Annotated in this window: 16 protein-coding genes; 9 read left to right on the forward strand and 7 right to left on the reverse strand. The window is 69.9% G+C overall.

The window, feature by feature from the left end:
• Positions 1-2 precede the first annotated feature (2 nt).
• The gene (locus SD37_RS01610; protein WP_044853534.1) at positions 3-890 is read left to right on the forward strand and encodes an MOSC domain-containing protein; all 888 of its coding nucleotides are present in this window, start codon (positions 3-5) and stop codon (positions 888-890) included.
• Here SD37_RS01610 and SD37_RS41785 read toward each other — a convergent pair.
• Positions 773-1579 carry an SAM hydrolase/SAM-dependent halogenase family protein gene (locus SD37_RS41785; protein ID WP_083254857.1) on the reverse strand — a complete coding sequence of 269 codons (807 nt, stop codon included), beginning with the start codon at positions 1577-1579 and terminating at the stop codon, positions 773-775. The two genes, SD37_RS01610 and SD37_RS41785, sit on opposite strands and share 118 nt — an antisense overlap.
• Before the next feature lie 35 nt (positions 1580-1614).
• Here SD37_RS41785 and SD37_RS01620 point away from each other — a divergent pair, with 35 nt between their 5' ends.
• The 4 genes from SD37_RS01620 to SD37_RS01635 all read left to right on the forward strand — a co-directional run bounded on the left by SD37_RS01620 (position 1615) and on the right by SD37_RS01635 (position 5276).
• Positions 1615-2496 carry a phosphoribosylaminoimidazolesuccinocarboxamide synthase gene (locus SD37_RS01620; protein ID WP_044853536.1) on the forward strand — a complete coding sequence of 294 codons (882 nt, stop codon included), beginning with the start codon at positions 1615-1617 and terminating at the stop codon, positions 2494-2496.
• Between the two features lie 94 nt (positions 2497-2590).
• Complete coding sequence (locus SD37_RS01625; RefSeq protein WP_174567812.1) at positions 2591-3307, forward strand: DUF2334 domain-containing protein; 717 nt, start codon at positions 2591-2593, stop codon at positions 3305-3307.
• Entirely contained in the window at positions 3304-4056 is a 753-nt protein-coding gene (locus SD37_RS01630; protein WP_044853537.1) for a TetR/AcrR family transcriptional regulator, read from the forward strand. Before SD37_RS01625 ends, SD37_RS01630 begins: the two co-directional genes overlap by 4 nt.
• 80 nt (positions 4057-4136) lie before the next feature.
• Entirely contained in the window at positions 4137-5276 is a 1140-nt protein-coding gene (locus tag SD37_RS01635) for a DUF418 domain-containing protein (RefSeq protein WP_044853538.1), read from the forward strand.
• Here SD37_RS01635 and SD37_RS01640 read toward each other — a convergent pair.
• The gene (locus SD37_RS01640; protein WP_044853539.1) at positions 5273-5908 is read right to left on the reverse strand and encodes an MBL fold metallo-hydrolase; all 636 of its coding nucleotides are present in this window, start codon (positions 5906-5908) and stop codon (positions 5273-5275) included. The two genes, SD37_RS01635 and SD37_RS01640, sit on opposite strands and share 4 nt — an antisense overlap.
• 32 nt (positions 5909-5940) lie before the next feature.
• The gene (locus SD37_RS01645; RefSeq protein WP_044853540.1) at positions 5941-6885 is read right to left on the reverse strand and encodes an ArsR/SmtB family transcription factor; all 945 of its coding nucleotides are present in this window, start codon (positions 6883-6885) and stop codon (positions 5941-5943) included.
• Positions 6886-6946: 61 nt separating this feature from the next.
• Here SD37_RS01645 and SD37_RS01650 point away from each other — a divergent pair, with 61 nt between their 5' ends.
• Both SD37_RS01650 and SD37_RS01655 read left to right on the forward strand, forming a co-directional pair.
• Positions 6947-8089, forward strand: coding sequence for an MFS transporter (locus tag SD37_RS01650; RefSeq protein ID WP_044853541.1), 1143 nt, complete (start codon positions 6947-6949; stop codon positions 8087-8089).
• Between the two features lie 33 nt (positions 8090-8122).
• Positions 8123-9625: an aldehyde dehydrogenase family protein gene (locus SD37_RS01655; protein WP_044853542.1), complete on the forward strand. Its 1503-nt coding sequence runs from the start codon at positions 8123-8125 to the stop codon at positions 9623-9625.
• Between the two features lie 63 nt (positions 9626-9688).
• Here SD37_RS01655 and SD37_RS01660 read toward each other — a convergent pair whose 3' ends face one another.
• Positions 9689-11269 (reverse strand): GMC family oxidoreductase, encoded by a 1581-nt coding sequence (locus SD37_RS01660; RefSeq protein WP_044853543.1) that lies wholly within the window; start codon positions 11267-11269, stop codon positions 9689-9691.
• Positions 11270-11375: 106 nt separating this feature from the next.
• Positions 11376-12164, reverse strand: coding sequence for a hypothetical protein (locus SD37_RS01665; RefSeq protein WP_044853544.1), 789 nt, complete (start codon positions 12162-12164; stop codon positions 11376-11378).
• 66 nt (positions 12165-12230) lie between these two features.
• Between SD37_RS01665 and purS the strand changes: the two genes are divergently transcribed.
• The gene (gene purS, locus SD37_RS01670; RefSeq protein ID WP_037320498.1) at positions 12231-12470 is read left to right on the forward strand and encodes a phosphoribosylformylglycinamidine synthase subunit PurS; all 240 of its coding nucleotides are present in this window, start codon (positions 12231-12233) and stop codon (positions 12468-12470) included.
• Positions 12467-13147: a phosphoribosylformylglycinamidine synthase subunit PurQ gene (gene purQ / locus SD37_RS01675; protein ID WP_044853545.1), complete on the forward strand. Its 681-nt coding sequence runs from the start codon at positions 12467-12469 to the stop codon at positions 13145-13147. The genes purS and purQ overlap by 4 nt, the downstream gene beginning before the upstream one ends.
• A gap of 68 nt (positions 13148-13215) precedes the next feature.
• Here the strand turns inward: purQ and SD37_RS01680 are convergent, their stop codons facing one another.
• Positions 13216-14943 (reverse strand): ABC transporter ATP-binding protein, encoded by a 1728-nt coding sequence (locus SD37_RS01680; RefSeq protein ID WP_065912733.1) that lies wholly within the window; start codon positions 14941-14943, stop codon positions 13216-13218.
• The gene (locus SD37_RS01685; protein WP_044853547.1) at positions 14940-16565 is read right to left on the reverse strand and encodes an ABC transporter ATP-binding protein; all 1626 of its coding nucleotides are present in this window, start codon (positions 16563-16565) and stop codon (positions 14940-14942) included. The genes SD37_RS01680 and SD37_RS01685 overlap by 4 nt, the downstream gene beginning before the upstream one ends.
• Between the last annotated feature and the right edge of the window lie 28 nt (positions 16566-16593).

A 16593-nucleotide genomic window follows, 5' to 3' on the forward strand; every position in this document is an offset into this window, starting at 1 on the left:
CTATGGCGAGAGTGGCGAGGCTGGTCTATTACCCGGTCAAAGGCTGCGCGGGGACGTCGGTCGACACGGCCGACGTCACCCCGGCGGGCCTGATGTTCGACCGATCCTGGATGGTCGTGTCGGCCGAAGGCGAGTTCCGCAGTCAGCGGAAGCATCCGGTGATGGCCTCGATCCGGGCCGAGGTGCTCGACGACGGCGCCCGGCTGCGGCTCGCCGCTCCCGGCGTCGAAGAACTCCTGGTCGAGACGGTCACGGACGGGCCGCGGCATCCGGCGGCGACGTTCACCTGGCAGGGCAAGGGCGTGCACCAAGGTGCCGAGGCCGCGGAGTGGTTCTCGGCGGTCCTCGGTCTCCCGTCGGTGTTCGTCGGGCTCGCGCCGGAGCACGAGCGCGTCACCAACGGCGAGGTCCCCGGCACCGCCGCGTTCGCCGACGCGCACGCGATCCTGCTGACCTCGGAGTCCTCTTTGGACGGTCTGAACGAGCGGATCGCGTCGCGGGGCGCCGAGGCCGTGCCGATGGACCGCTTCCGGCCCAACATCGTCGTCGCGGGCTGGCCGGAACCGCATCGAGAGGACGAAGTCCGTTCGCTCACCGCGGGCGGCGTGGAGCTGGGCTACGCCAAGGTCTGCATCCGGTGCACGGTGCCGATGGTCGATCAGGAGACCGGTGAAAAGGCAGGCCCGGAGCCCATCCGGTCGCTGGCGGACTACCGCCGCGAGCCCGAGGGCGGCGTCTCGTTCGGGATCAAGATGGCGGTGACCCGGCCGGGTCAGCTCGCCGTCGGCGACGAGGTGATCGTGCATTCCTGGGCGGGCCCGAGCCCGAGCACCGACGCGGCCGAGCCGCCGTTCACCGCGACGGCGAGCCGTCCGGCCGAATCGGTGTAGAGCACGTTCCCTCCCGGCGGCACCGTGCCGAAGGTGTCGCCGACCAGTGCCTTCACCAGCACGCGCTCACTGCTGACCGAGACCGTGCCGGACAGGCCGGCCAGTTCGAGGTCGGCCGGGCCCGCGGCCAGCTGGACGTTGCCGAAGTGGTCCACCGTGAGCACTTCGGCCACCAGCTTGCCCGGGAACACCGCGACGAACGGATCCGGCAGCCGCACCAGGTCGTCGACGGGCGGGCCGAACTCCTCCGGTGCGACGCCGAGCGCGAGATGCGCCGCCGCGGGGGCGAAGACGTCACGTCCGTGGAACGTCGACGACGTCACCGGAAGGCGGTATTCCGGTGACGCGAGTTCGTACGCGGCTATCACCCCGCTGAGTGTTTCGGCGGCGGGAATGAGAAGTCCGTTGTCCGGGCCGACGAGGATTCCGCGCCCGGCGACGACCACGACGCCGCGCCGCGCGGTCCCGACGCCGGGGTCGACGACGGCGAGGTGCACCGCGTCCGGCAGGAAGGGCGCGGTCTGCGCCAGCACCTCGGCGCCGGTCCTGACCTGCTGCGGAGGGATCTCATGGCTCACGTCGATGATCCGTGCCGAGGGGGCGATCCGCGCGATCACCCCGTGGCAAGCGGCGACGAAACCGTCGCTCAAGCCGTAGTCGGTCGTGAAGGAGACGCAGTGGATCGGCATGATCAGCCATCATCCTTGATCGCTAGGGTGCAGCCGTGACGACGCTCGAATACCCGAAGATCGCCGCCGGCAAGGTCCGTGAGCTCTACGCCGTCGATGACGAGCATCTGCTGCTCGTCACTTCGGACCGGATCTCGGCCTACGACGTCATCTTCGACACGCCCATCCCGGACAAGGGACGGGTGCTCACCGCGATGAGCGTGTTCTGGTTCTCCCAGCTCTCCGATGTCCTCCCCAACCATCTGGTCTCCTACGACGACGAACGCATTCCCGCGGAGGTCCGCGGCCGCGCGCTGCTGGTGCGGCGGCTGGCGATGCTGCCGGTCGAAGCCGTCGCCCGCGGCTATCTCACCGGCACCGGTCTCGCCGATTATCGCGCGACGGGCACGGTCTGCGGCGTCGAACTTCCCCCCGGCCTGACCGAGTCCTCCCGCCTGCCCGACCCCATTTTCACCCCCGCGACCAAGGCCGACCGAGGCTCGCACGACGAGAACATCACCTTCTCCGACGTCGTCGGGCAGTTCGGCCGCGAGCGGGCGGAAGAGGTCCGGGAGGCGACGCTGGCGGTGTACCGCCGCGGCGCGGAATTCGCCGCCGAACGCGGCCTCCTGCTCGCCGACACGAAGCTCGAGTTCGGCATCGACCGCGAGGGGAACCTCGTGCTCGCCGACGAGGTCCTGACCCCGGATTCGTCCCGCTACTGGCCGGCCGGCGGCTGTAGGCCGGGCAGGTCGCGGCCGTCGTTCGACAAGCAGCCGCTGCGCGACTGGCTCACCGGTCCCGCTTCCGGCTGGCACCGGCTCGAGAGACCGGAGCCGCCACCGTTGCCCGAGGAGATCGTCGCCGCCACCAGGGCGAGGTACATCGACGCGTACGAACGCATCACCGGCCGTTCGCTCGACGACTGGCCCGCCTGATTCGCCCGGCCGGGTGAACGGAGGGCTGGTTCTCGCGTGGCTGACCTGCGGCGTTCACTCCGTCGTCAGTCCGGCGCAAGGCCGGTCTGGCCCAATGGGCACCGTGGACGCACGTTTGCTGGTTTCCCTGTCCGGCGTGACCACCCGGACGTTGCACCGCTGTGCCGACCTCGCGGCCGAACTCGACCGGCGCAAGGTCCCGTTGTCCGTGCTCTACGCCGCTCGCACCGGCGAGGGCCCGGTGACCGAGTGGGTACGGACGCGCCGCGCTCGCGGCGACTCTGTCCTCCTCCACGGCTACGACCACCGCATCCCACCTACCCACCGCGCCGTCTACCTGGGCAAACGCGCCGAGTTCGCGGCTCTGCCCGCGCACGAGGCACGGCTGCGGCTGATCGCGGCGAAGGCCGCGCTCGACGCCAACGGCATGGCCGTCGACGGCTTCGCGCCGCCGCGCTGGATCGCGTCGGAGGGCACCTTCCAGGCCCTGCGCGAGCACGGGTTCACGCTGTGCGCGGACCTGGTCTCGGTGCGGGATCTCGTCTCCGGCGAGGTCCGGCGCGCCAGGGTGCAGGAGTTCGGCGGGCCGTCGCAGCGGACGGAGACCGTCCGGTGCTTCGCGCTGGTGCTCGCCGCCGCCAGGGCCGCGCGCCGCGGCGGGCTCGTGCGGCTCGGCATCGACGCCGCCGACCTCGCCCGGCCGGGACTGCGGCAGGCGTTCCTCGACGCCGTCGACGTCTCGCTGGAGAACCGCGCTTTCGGAACCACCTACGGCTCGCTCTCGCGATCGCGGGCTAGATTGACCGGATGACCGACGACGCCGGCCAGGGTGACGCACAGGCGACGCTGATGCGGCTCTGGCGGCGGTCGGAGCGGCCGACGCGGGGCAGGCCGTCGGTGCTCGACATCGACAGTGTCGTGGCGGCCGCGGTGGCGCTCGCCGATCGCGAAGGCGTCGCGAACGTGACGCTGGCCAACGTGGCGAAGGACCTCGGCGTCACGAAGATGTCGCTGTATCGCCACATCGGCTCGAAGGCGGAGCTGCTGGAGCTGATGGCCGACGTCGCCATCGGCGATCCGCCCACGCTGGACCCCGCCGGCGACTGGCGGGCCGGGCTGACCGCGCTGGCGGAGGCCAACCGCGAAGTGCTGATGAGCCATCCGTGGCTGGTCGAGCTGCCGCTTTCCGGGCCCCCGGCCGGTCCGCACGCGGTCGCCTGGATGGACGCGTTCCTGCGCACGCTGCGCGACACGGGCCTGGACTGGAGCACCAAGGGCGGGATCCTGGTCCTGATCGGCGGCTACGTCCGCCTCGCGTGCGCGCAGGCCATCCAGCTCGCCGAGGGCAGGAAGGACAGCGGGCTGAGCCAGGCGCAGGCCGAGCAGTCCTACGGCAAGGGCCTCGCCGAGCTGATCGACCCGGAGCGCTTCCCCGACGCCGCGGGCTTCCTGACCGCCGGACTCGGTGCCGCGCCACCCGACCAGGCCGACGATCCCGATTTCGGCTTCGGCCTCGACGTCGTCCTCAACGGCATCGCCACCCTCGTCGACGCGAGCTGACAACCACCACCCCCGAGCATTAGTATCCGTCGGACATTATTTAGTGTACGTTGGATACTAAATCTTTCGAAGGGGGATCGATGTCATCGCTACCGACGAGTGAGCGGGTGCTCGCACCCGATCTGGCCCGCGGTTTCGCGCTGTTGCTGGTCGCGCTGGCGCATACCGCGAGCATCTTCTTGGGGAACACGCCGGGTGTCGAGCAGACGCCGGAGGGCCTGGAACGGCCGTACTTCGTGGTGCTGTTCGTGCTGGTCCACGCGTGCGCGCTGCCGCTGTTCGGCATGATGCTCGGCTACGGGATGGTGCAGTTCGCGGATCGCCAGGAGGCGTTGGGCGAGCCATGGACGCGGACACGTGGCGTCCTGCTTCGCCGTCACGCCTGGCTGCTGGTCTTCGGCGCCGTCGACGGCGTGCTGTTCTTCTCCGGTGACGTGCTCGGCGCGTACGGAGTCATCGGCGTGGTGTTCGCCTTGCTGCTCCTGCGGCGCGGCAAGGGCTTCTACCGGATCCCGGTGCTGTATCTGGGCTTCGGCCTCTGCTATCTCGCCGTGCTGATGTACCTGGTGATCAGCGGGAACTCCGGCGGCGGCGCGCCCTTCCCGTCCGTCGAGGACGCGTCGTCACTCGCGCCGACGTACGGCGACGCCGTGCGGGAGCGGCTCGCGGAATGGCCGGTCAGCACGGCGGTCCTGCTGTCGTCGATCCTCTTCGTCTGGGTGGGCGCGTGGGCCGCGAAGAAGCGCCTGCTGGAGGAGCCGAACCGGAACCTTCTCCTCGTCGGCGTGTTCGGCGGTTTCGGGGTCGCGATCGCGGGCGCGCTGCCGATGGGCCTTTTCGCCGGCGACTACGTCGATTTCGACGAGGGCACCGCAGGGCTCGCGAAGCTGATGTACGAGGGGGCGGGCTTGTTCGGCGCGATCGGCTACATCAGCCTGTTCGGCCTCATCGGCATGGCGATCGGCAAGAAGCGCCGCGGTGTCGTGGTCACCGCGATCTCCGCGCTCGGACAGCGCACCTTGAGCGCGTACCTGTTCCAATCGGTGGCGTGGCTGATCCTGGCGCCCCCGTTCATGCTGGGGCTGGGCGGCCGGACGTTCGTCGCGGCCGCCTGCGGCTTCGGGGTGTGGCTGCTTTCGGTCGTCGTCGCGTACCTGATGCACCGCCGGTCCTACCGGGGCCCGGCGGAGATCCTGGTGCGCAAACTGGCGTACCGCTAGAGCTTTACCGGCTCCCCGACGTCGAGAACCTTGACCTCGGTGCCTTCCGGGGCGAGGTTGGCGAACAGGCCGTAGTGCATCTGCGGCCGGGCGAGCACGGCTTCGTGGATCGGCACGGCCAGGCGCGGGGAGACCGCGCGCAGGTAGTCCACGGCTTCGCCCGCCTTGAGCCACGGGGCGCCGGTGGGCAGGCCGAGGACGTCGATCTTCTGCTCGGGCACGAAGAACGAGTCACCAGGGTGGTAGAAGGCGCCGTGATCGACGATGTACCCGACGTTCGGGATCACCGGGATCTCGTCGTGGATCACGGCGTGTTCACCCCCGACGACGTTGATGTCGCTGGAGCCGATGCCGAAGGCGTCGCCGGGGTTCGCGATCTGGAACTCGGCGCCGATCTTGCGCACGGCCTCGGCGGAACCCGGGTCGACGATCAGCTGCGCGCCGGGGTTCGCCTCCAGCAGTGCGGGCAGCCTGTCGGAGTCGAGATGGTCGAAGTGCTGGTGGGTGATCAGGATCGCGTCCAGTTCCCGCTCACCTTCGAAACCGGCCGAGAAGGTGCCGGGGTCGATCAGGATCCGTGCGCCCTCGGTCTCCAGCAGGGTGCAAGCGTGTCCAAAGTGGACGATACGCATGGGGCTCTCCTTCGCGGTGGATCATTTCCAGCCTAGGCTCGAAGCAGGGCGTCGCCAAGTTCGGTCCGTAGATAACGGACTTCGCGGCCGCGACGGCGCGTGTCGAGCAGGCCTGCGGCACGCATCGCGGTCAGGTGCTGGGAGACCGTCGGCGCCGAGAAGCTCAGTCTCCGTGCCAGCTCCGTGGTGCTCGCGGGCTCGTTGAGCGTCGTGAGCAGCGCGGCCTTGGTCCGGCCGAGCACTCCGGCGAGCGCGCCGGACGGGCGTTCGGGATCCGACCAGAGTTCGGCCACGCCGCGGGCCGGGTACAGCAGCGACGGCTGCCACGGCTCCATCGCGATCACCCCGACCGACGGCCACGCGAAGACCCCGGGGATCAGCAGCAGCCCGCGGCGGTCGAGGTCGACCCGGTTGCGTTCCTTCATCTCGATCACCAGGACGTCGTCGACGAGTCGCACGCGCGGGTGGATGTCCTCCAGTACCAGTGCGATACCGCCGGCGGCCAGCCGCCGCGAGCGCTCCTCGATGTCGGCGACGAGGAACCGGCGCATCCGCGGCCAATGCGGTTCGACCAGTTCGGTCCAGGCGATCTCCATCTGCCCGGCCAGCAGATCCCTGGCCTCGGCCGGGTCCTCGGGGAGTCCGCTCAGGTCCGCGTCCACTTTGGACAGTTCGCGGGCGACCTGATCCGGCGGGGTGCGGCGGATTTCGGCGAGCTGGGCGGCGGCGGTGGTCTCCGGACCGCTCGGCGGCGGGCCGAGGAAGTCGGTGATGTAGTGCCGCGCGCCCATCACCTTGGTGAAGTCGCCGATGGGCAGGTGCGGCAGCTTGGCGGCGGCCTCGCGCAGCCAGGGCAGATGGCTCGGATGCCCGCGCCGTCCGAGCAGCGTCTGCATCGCGCCCATGGTCTCGTCGAGCGGGGAGATGCCGAAGCGGACCCGGTTGGCGCTCGCGGCCGTGAGGACCAGCTCGATCATATGATTAGGCTATATCCTAATCAATAGTGCGCGCCAGGGTGCGTTCGGCAGGGTTCGCGGTATGACCTTGCTGCGTAATTCCGGGTATTGGCGCTGGTCGGCGGGGGTACAGCTGAACCGGCTGCCCGCCACGATGGCGCCGCTGGCCTTCACCGTGCTCACCACCGCGACGACGGGTTCGTACCGGCTCGGCGGCCTCATGATGGCCGTCTTCGTCGCCGCCGAGATGGTGGGCGCCGTGCCGACCGGACGACTGCTCGACCGCGTCGGACCCGCACGCGGCCTCGTCCTGCTGCTGCCGCTGGTCGCCGCTGGACTGTTCGTACTGGCCGCGGCCGCTTCCGCCGGTGCCCCGGAGCTGGTGCTGCTCGCGCTGGCGATCCCGCCGGGGCTGGTCGCGGGCGGCCTGAACGGCGGCTTCCGGACGCTGCTCGCCGGAACGGTGAGCGAGGAGGAGCTGCCGAGGGCGGTTTCGGTCGACGCGATGATCCTCGAAGGCGTCATCGTCGGCGGGCCGCTGCTGGTGGCGCTCCTGGCGACGTCCGGCCCGGCGGTCCCCGTCCTCGCGATGGCCGTCGTCGCCCTGCTCGCGGCCCTTCTCGTGCCCCGGCGAACGATCGCTCGGGCTCCACAAAGGACTGTCGAGCGCCAGTCGATCCCGGTCGCCGCTTGTGTTCCGTGGCTGATGGGGCTGTTCACCGTCGGGCTGCTGCTGTCGACCATCGAGGTGGGCCTGCTCCCCCTGGTCCAGCGGCTCGGCGCGCCGGAATCGGCGACCGCGGTCGTGATCGTCGTGCTGTGCGCGGCCAGCATCACCGGGAGCGCGCTGTACGCGGCGCGGGGGAAGGTCGGTGACCCCCGGCTGTTCCTGGCCGGATTCGTACTCGGCGGGCTCGTGGTGTCGGCGGGTTTCGGCTGGGCAGGGTTGCTCTGCGGGGTCGCGCTGATCGGTCTCTGCACCGGTCCGCTGATGGCCGTTTCGTCGGTCAACCTGCAGAAACTGCTGCCGGAACGCCGCCGGTCGGAGGGGTTCTCGCTGGCGTTCACCGTCCAGGCGTCGGGCTTCGGCCTCGGCTCGCTGGCGATCGGGGTGCTGCCGATGTGGCTTTGCCCGTTGCTCGGTGCCCTCGCGGCCGTTGTCTCCTGTGTAATGCTGGTGGTACACCCCAGGCGAGCTATTGGCACGCCGTCAGTAACGTCGTAGCCTGGGCTTTGAGCCGAGACACGGGAGAAGTCGATGACCGCAGTCCAGCCGAAGCCGACCGCGCGCAGCGTGGGGGAGACCTTCGATTCCCTCAGCCCGGCGACCGACGAGGTCGTCGGTACCTACCCGGTGCACACCGCCGACGACGTCCGCGCCGCCGTCGCCCGCGCGCGGGACGCCGCCGAATGGTGGTCCGGGCTCGGTTTCGACGGTCGCGCGGAGCGGCTGCGGCGCTGGAAGGGCGTCATCACCCGGCGGCTGCCGCAGCTGTGCCAGGTCGTGCGCGACGAGACCGGCAAGCCGCTCGCGGACGCGCAGCTGGAGAGCGTCCTCGCCATCGAGCACATCGCGTGGGCGGGCAAGAACGCGCGCAAGGTGCTCGGCAAGCAGCGCCGCGCGGCCGGGCTGATGATGTCGAACCAGGCGGCGACGGTCGAGTACCAGCCGCTCGGCGTCGTCGGCGTGATCGGCCCCTGGAACTATCCCGTCTTCACCCCGCTCGGCTCCATCGCCTACGCGCTCGCCGCCGGCAACACCGTCGTCTTCAAACCCAGTGAGTACACGCCGGGCGTGGGAAAATGGCTGGTCGACGCCTTCGCCGAGGTCGTCCCGGAGTGGCCGGTCCTGCAGCTGGTCACCGGCTTCGGTGAGACCGGCGCGGCGCTCGTCGGGGCAAACGTGGACAAGATCGCCTTCACCGGTTCGACCGGCACGGGCAAGAAGATCATGGCCGCCGCCGCCGAGACGCTGACGCCGGTGATCATCGAGGCGGGCGGCAAGGACGCGGTCCTGGTCGACGCGGACGCCGACCTCGAAGCCGCCGCCGACGCGACCGTATGGGGCGCGTTCTCCAACTCGGGCCAGACCTGCATCGGCGTCGAGCGCGTGTACGTCCACGAGAGCGTGCACGACGAGTTCGTCGCGAAGGTCGTCGAGAAGTCGAAGGACGTGCGGGCCGGTTCGGACGAGGCCGCTCAGTACGGCCCGGTGACGATGCCTTCGCAGCTCGCGGTGATCAAGCGGCACATCGCGGACGCCATCGAACGCGGCGGCAAGGCGCTCGTCGGCGGCGTCGACGCGGTCGGCGACCGGTACGTGCAGCCGACGGTGCTCGTGGACGTGCCGGAGGATTCCTCGGCGGTCAAGGAGGAGACGTTCGGCCCGACCGTCACCATCGCCAAGGTGCGCGACATGGACGAGGCCGTCGCGAAGGCCAACGACACCAAGTACGGCCTCGGCTCGACGGTGTTCTCGAAGTCGCGCGGCCTCGAACTGGCCGCCCGCCTGCGCACCGGCATGACGTCGATCAACGCGCCGCTTTCCTTCGCCGGTATCGCTTCGCTGCCCTTCGGCGGCGTCGGCGACTCGGGCTTCGGGCGGATCCACGGCCCGGAAGGCCTGCGCGAGTTCGCCCGCCCGAAGGCCGTCGCGCGGCAGCGCTTCACCGCGCCGATCGTGCTGACCTCGTTCTCCCGCAAGGAAAAGACCGACGCCCTGGTGGCGAAGCTGATCACCGTGCTGCACGGAAAAAGGTAACGGTGCGCTTTGGGTCTCGTGAGTGGTAATGACGGTTAGAACCGTCATTACCACTCACGAGTCCTACTTGCCCCGAATGAGGTCCGCGGCCTTCTCCGCGACCATGATCGTCGGCGCGTTCGTGTTCCCGCGCGGCACCACGGGCATCACCGACGCGTCCACGACGCGCAGCCCGTCCACCCCGCGCACCTTCAGCGACGGGTCGACGACGGCGTTTTCACCCGTCCCCATCGAACAGGTCCCCACCGGGTGGTACAGCGTCTGCGTCTTCTCGCGCACGTAGTCGGCCAGTTCGCTGTCGGTCAGGTCGTGCCGCTCCGGCAGGAACGGCTTGTCCAGGTACCGCGCCAGCGGACCGGACTTCCCGATCTCCACCAGCGCCCGCATCCCGGCGAGCATCTTCTCCATGTCGACGGACTCGGCGTAGTAGGCCGGGTCGATTTCCGGTTTCCACAAGGGATTCCCCGACTTCAACCGCAACCGCCCCCGGCTCGCGACATCGACCAGTGTCGCCGCGGACGTGAAGCCCGGCACCGTCGGCTCGCGCATTCCGTTGTCGTAGAACAACGTCGGCGCGACGTGGATCTGCATGTCCGGCGGCGAAACCCCGTCCGCGGCGGGGAAGAACGCGCCCGCCTCGCCGATGTTCGAGGTCAGCGGGCCGCGTTTGGTGAGCTGGTAGCGCACCAGGCCGCCCGGCGTCGCGGCGTCCACGAGGTCGGTGGTGCCGCGGGTGGACCAGATGATCCCGCAGGCCGGATGGTCGTGCAGATTCTCGCCGACCCCGGGAAGCGCGGCCACCACGTCGATCCCGTGCTCCCGCAGGTGTTCCGCCGGTCCGACGCCGGAGAGCATCAGCAGCTGCGGCGAGTTCACCGCACCGCCGCTGAGCAGGACCTCGGTCGACGCGCGCACCGTCGTCTCGGCGCCTTTGTCCAAATAGGACACACCGACCGCGCGGGTTCCTTCGAAGACGACGCGGGTCGCCTGCGCGTTGGTCCGCACGGTGAGGTTCGGGCGGGACAGCGCGGGCCGCAGGTACGCGTCGGCCGTCGACCAGCGTCGGCCCTTCTTGCAAGTCACCTGGTAGACCCCGGCGCCCTCCTGCGATTCGCCGTTGAAGTCGTCGGTGCGCTTGAGGCCCCACGCGACCGCGGAATCCACCCAGGCGTGGGAAAGCTCGTGCGTGAAGCGGCGATCCTCGACGTTCAGCGGACCGTCGGTGCCGTGCAGTGGCCCACCGAGCCGCTGGTTCCCCTCCGCCCGTTTGAAGTACGGCAGGACGTCGTCGAATCCCCAGCCCTCGGCGCCGTGCCCGTCGCGCCAGCCGTCGTAGTCCGCGCGGTTGCCGCGGATGTAGATCATCGCGTTGATCGAGGAACAGCCGCCGAGTGTCTTCCCGCGCGGCCAGTACAGGGTCTTGCCGGTGTGCTTCTGCTCGACCGTCTCGTAGTTCCAGTCCCATTTCGTCTTGAACAGACCGGGGAACGCGGCGGGGATGTGGATCTCGTCGGCGTCGTCCTCGCCGCCGGCTTCGAGCAGGAGGACCCGCGCTGACGGATCCTCGCTCAGCCGGTTCGCCAGCACGCATCCCGCGCTGCCCGCGCCGACGATGACGTAGTCGAAGGAGTCCTGATCGGCCACGGTGCCTCCTGCTGCTGCTCACCCGGTGTTGGCGTCCCGCCAACGGGCCTCATCTTGGCCCAGCTTCGCGCTCCGAGCATCCCCCAGTCGAAGGATTGGGGCGAGCTCAATCGGAGTCGGGTGAAAAAGACGCCACGCAGGGGCCGTCCTGGGCCGAGTCGTCGGTCTCCACCCGGCCGACCGCCCGCACGCCGTCGACATCACCGGTGAGATGCAGGATCGTCTGCTCGGCGGTGGTCAGCACGTCGGCCTTCTCGACGGTGTACCGCGCCTCGCCGTGGATGACCTGCTGCACGCCGTCGCGGGTCGTGTCGGGCACCTTCCCGCACAGCACGGACAACGCGGCCGGGATGTCGCGCGCGTTGATCGCGTCGACGAACTTGTTCCCCGCCTCTTCGCCGGTCTTGACCACGGGGCGCGGCGCGGGCTTCGTGTCGATGCCCGGCAGCGGCTCGGGTTCGCCGCCGACCTTCGCGTCGCGCACGCACCAGCCGCCTTCACCGGGGATCATCGCGAACCCGACGGTCACGCCCGCGGTGGTCAACGCGGCCGAGTACTCCTGCTGCGCACGCTGATGCGCGGGCGTGCTGAGCTGTGCGCCTTCGGAGACGGCCATGGTCTGCTCGAAGCTGTAAGACCGCTTCGAGCGGATCTCGCACCAAAGCTCGCTGACGTGGTCCTCGGCGACGCCGTTCACGAACGACTGGCTCAGCTGCTCCGGTGTCGCGCGCGAAGTGGTGTCGGCCTTGGCCTTGAAGAACCCGGGCGTCACCCAGCCGGTGAACGCGACGCCGCCCGCGAGCAGGACGAAGACCAGCGCCAGAGTGATCCAGAGCCACGCCTTCGACTTCTTCGGCGGCGGGGTGTACCCGTACTGCGGTTGCCCGTAGGTCATGCGTCAACCGTAGTGAAGTAGGCTCTGGCGGTACCCACGACCTGCGTGAATAAGGAGCAGCCTGCCGTGGCCCGAGTTGTCGTCGACGTCATGCCCAAGCCCGAAATCCTCGACCCGCAGGGCCAGGCCGCGCTCGGCGCGGCCGGTCGTCTGGGCTTCACCGGGATCACCGAGATCCGTCAGGGCAAGCACTTCGAGATCGAGGTCGACGACTCCGTCGACGATGCGACGCTCGAAAAGATCGCCGAGGGTTTCCTCGCGAACCCCGTCATCGAGCAGTGGACCATCAAGCGGGTCGAAGCGTGAGCGCGCGGATCGGGGTCATCACCTTCCCCGGCACGCTCGACGACGGTGACGCGGCCCGCGCGGTCCGCTACGCCGACGCCGAAGCCGTGCCGCTGTGGCACGCGGACGAGGACCTCAAGGGCGTCGACGCCGTCGTCGTCCCCGGCGGTTTCTCCTACGGCGACTACCTGCGCGCCGGCGTCATCGCCCGGTTCGCGCCGGTGATGTCGTCGGTGATCGAGGCCGCCCACAAGGGCATGCCGGTGCTGGGCATCTGCAACGGCTTCCAGATCCTGTGCGAGGCCGGGCTGCTGCCGGGCGCGATGATCCGCAACGCGGGTCTGCACTTCATCTGCCGTGACCAGTGGCTGCGGGTCGAGAACAACGACACCGCGTGGACCACCCGGTACGACAAGGACGCCGAGATCCTCATCCCGATGAAGAACATCGACGGATGCTTCGTCGCCGAGCAGGCCACCCTCGACGAACTGGAGGGCGAGGGCCGCGTGGTCTTCCGCTACGTCGGCGGCAACCCGAACGGCTCGCGCAACGACATCGCCGGGATCCGCAGCGAGAACGGCCGCGTCGTCGGGCTCATGCCGCATCCGGAGCACGCCATCGACGCCCTCACCGGCCCTTCCGATGACGGCCTCGGCATGTTCTACAGCGCCGTGGACGCCCTGGTGGCCACTGCCTGAAGTGTCATAAGGGGTCCCCATAGGACGAAAATTGTCCTATGGGGACCCCTCATGACACACTCTCGACCTCAGGAAGCCGCGGCCACCAGCGCCGCGTAAGGGCCCCCCGCCGCCAGCAACTCCGCGTGCGAGCCCAGCTCGGTCACCCGGCCGCCCTCGATGACCGCGACCCGGTCCGCCGCGGCCGCCGTATGCAGCCGGTGCGCGATCGCGATCACCGTGCGCCCCTCGAGCACCGCGCTCAGCGAACGCTCCAGCTCCCGCGCCGAACCCGTGTCCAGCAGCGACGTCGCCTCGTCCAGCACCAAGGTGTGCGGGTCGGCCAGCACCACCCGCGCCAGCGCCAGCTGCTGCGCCATCGCCGCCGGGACGGCGACCGCGCCGGCCCCCACCTTCGTGTCCAGCCCGTCCGGCAGCCCGGCCACCCACTCCGAAGCGCCGACCGAGTCCAGCGCGGCGAGCAGCTTGTCGTCGGACCAGTCCCCGGCCGGGAGCGTGAGGTTGTCCCGCAGCGTCCCGGCGAACACGTGCTGTTCCTGGGTCAGCAGCAGGACCTCGCCACGCAGGACGTCGTCCGGCAGCGTCGACACCTCGGCGCCGCCGATCCGCACCGAGCCCGACGTCGGCACCGACATCCCGGCCAGTAGCCGTCCGAGCGTCGACTTGCCTGCCCCGGACGGCCCGACGATCGCCAGCCGTTCACCGGCGGGCACCCGCAGATCGATCCCGTGGAGCACTTCGCGGTCCGCGTTGTAGCCGAAGCGCACGTCGAGGACCTCGATGTCCTGGCCGCGCGGGGTCTCCGGCACCACGGTGGACTCCGGGGCGGACCGCACACCCAGCAGGCGTCGCAGCGAGACTCCGGCGACCTGCAGGTCCGCGAGCCAGAACAGCGCCTCGTTCAGGGGACCCGTCATGACCTGCGAATACAGCAGCATCGCGGTGATCGTGCCGAGCCCTTCCCAGCCGTTCGAGTAGGCGAGCAGGCCCAGCCCGAGCATCACCGGCACCGGCAGCACGTAACTGATCTCCAGCGACGGGATCCACCGCGTCTGCAGCGCCCGGACCTCGCGTTCGCCCAGCATCGCGGCGTCGAGACCGTCGTGCCCGGTTTGGATCCGGCGGCCGGTCAGGTTCAGCGCCTCGGCCGTCCGCGCGCCTTCCGCGGTCTCGTGCGTGGTCGACTGCAGCACGGACCACTTGTCCAGCATCCGCCGCATCACGTCCGGGATCCGCCGCTGGTACCAGATGTTCACCGGCACCAGCAGCGGCAGCGCGACCAGCAGGCCCAGCGCCAGGAACGGCGACGTGATCACCATCGCCACCACCGTGAACACCACCGTGACGGCGGCGATCAGGATCTCCGGCGCGCCGAACCGCACCGCGTGGTCGATGCGGTTGACGTCGGTGGTCGCCCGGCTGAGCAGGTCACCGGTGCCCGCGGCCTCGACCGTCCCGAGCGGCAGGGTCAGCGCGTTCCCGACGAACTCCTCGCGGTTGCGCGCCAGGATCCGCTCGCCGAACACCCGCGCGCGGAGCCGGGCCAGCCCCTTGAACCACGCCTGCGCGCCCAGCACGACCACGAACGCGATCGCGAGGAGCGTGATGGTGGTGGTCGTCGTGCCTTCGACGACCTCGTCCACCAGCGCGCCCAGCAGTTGCGGCCCGGCCAGCCCGATCGCGGTCGCGACACAGAACAGGCCGAGCATCACGGAGAACTCGCGCTTGTTCTCCCGCGCGGTCTCCTTGATCCATCGTCGAACGTCTTTCTTGTCTGCCAGCGGCAGCTTCTTCATGCCGGTACTTTCGTACTCACGACCACGTCGGCCACATGAGTCCACAAAGGACTCTGACTGAACACGACGGTGGTCTTGCCGCGCCGCAGCTTCGCGACGCGTTCGGTTATGCGAGCTTCGGTATGCGCGTCGACGGCCGAGGTCGGCTCGTCGAGCAGCAGGACGTCGGCGTCGGTCGCCAGCGCGCGGGCCAGGTTCAGCCGCTGCCGCTGACCGCCGGAAACCTCACGTCCGCGTTCGCCGATGACCTCGTCGACGCCGTTGGGCAGCGCGTCGACGATGTCGTCGGCGTCCGCCGCGTACAGCGCCTCGGTGATCTCGACGTCGCCGGGCTCGGCGGGGGTGACCTGCTCGCGCAGCACCCCGGAGAACCAGATGTCCTGGTTGTGCGCGAACACGACCCTCCGCCGCAGTTCGGCGAGGGCGACTTGGTTCACCGGGACCCCGCCCACCAGCGCGGCTTCATCCGGATCGGTGAACCGTGCCATGCGCGAAGCGACCGCCTCGGCGTCCGCCCCGACATCGACGACGGTCAGCTTGCCCGCCTCGGCCTTGATCCCGGACGTCCCGTCGTACAGGTCCAGCGCGCCTTCCGGCAGCGGCACCGGATGCTCCGGTTCGGCGAGCGTGCGTTCGGTGGACAGCAGTTTGCACACCTTCCGCGCCGAAACCAGCGCGGCGCTCAGCACGCCCGCGAACTCGGTCGCCGTCGTCACCGGGATCACCAGGAACACCGAGACGCCGTAGAACGTGATCAGCTCGCCGACCTGGATGGTGCCCTCGATCGCGAGCTGCGCGCCCAGCCAGGTGATGGCCACCGTGACCAGGCCCGGCAGCGCGATCTCCGCCGCCGCGAGCCACGCCTCGCTGCGCCCGACCTGGACACCGGCGAGCCGGACCTTCTGGCTGGAACCGCGGAAGCGGTCGAGGAACTGCTTCTCGCCGCCGACGCCGCGAAGGATCCGCAGGCCGGAGACGATGTCGGCGGCCAGCGCGTTGACCTCGGTCTTCTCCTCCCGCTGTTTCGTCTGGCGCTTCTCCAGCGGCTTCAGCAGCGGGCCGATGCCCACCACCGCCAGCGGGACACCGACCAGCGCGACCACGCCGAGCAGCGGGGACGTCGTCAGCAGCGCCGTCGCGCACACGATGAACGCGATCAGCGAACCGAAGGCCCGGCCGAGCACCTCGAAGGAGTCACCGATCGGGTTGATGTCGCTGGTGGTGATCGCGACGACGTCGCCGGTCGTGGTCGTGTCCCGCAGGTTCGCGCCCAGTTTCGCCGCGTGCTCGGTGGCCATCCGCTGGGTGACCCCGGCGCCATGGATCCAGCAGCCGTAGGCCGCGAAGTGCTGCACCGTGCCCGCGAGCGTCTGCGCGATGCCGAGTCCCGCGGCCGCGAGACCCCACAGCCAGACGGAATCGCCGTCGCCGCGGCCGATCGCGTCGATGCCGCGGCCGATCGCGACCGGCAGCAGGGCGATCGGCAGCGACCAGAGCGCGCCACTGATCGCCGAGACGGCGAGCAGTCCCGGGCGCGCGAGCATCATCGTGACCAGATAGCGCCAGGCGGTCGGCTTGGCGGGAAGCCTCAGTCTCGGAAGGGGATATGTGGCGGAAAGCACGATTGTCGACGGTAAGCGGATCACTACC

The sequence above is a fragment of the Amycolatopsis orientalis genome (assembly GCF_000943515.2).
Lineage (GTDB): Bacteria > Actinomycetota > Actinomycetes > Mycobacteriales > Pseudonocardiaceae > Amycolatopsis > Amycolatopsis orientalis.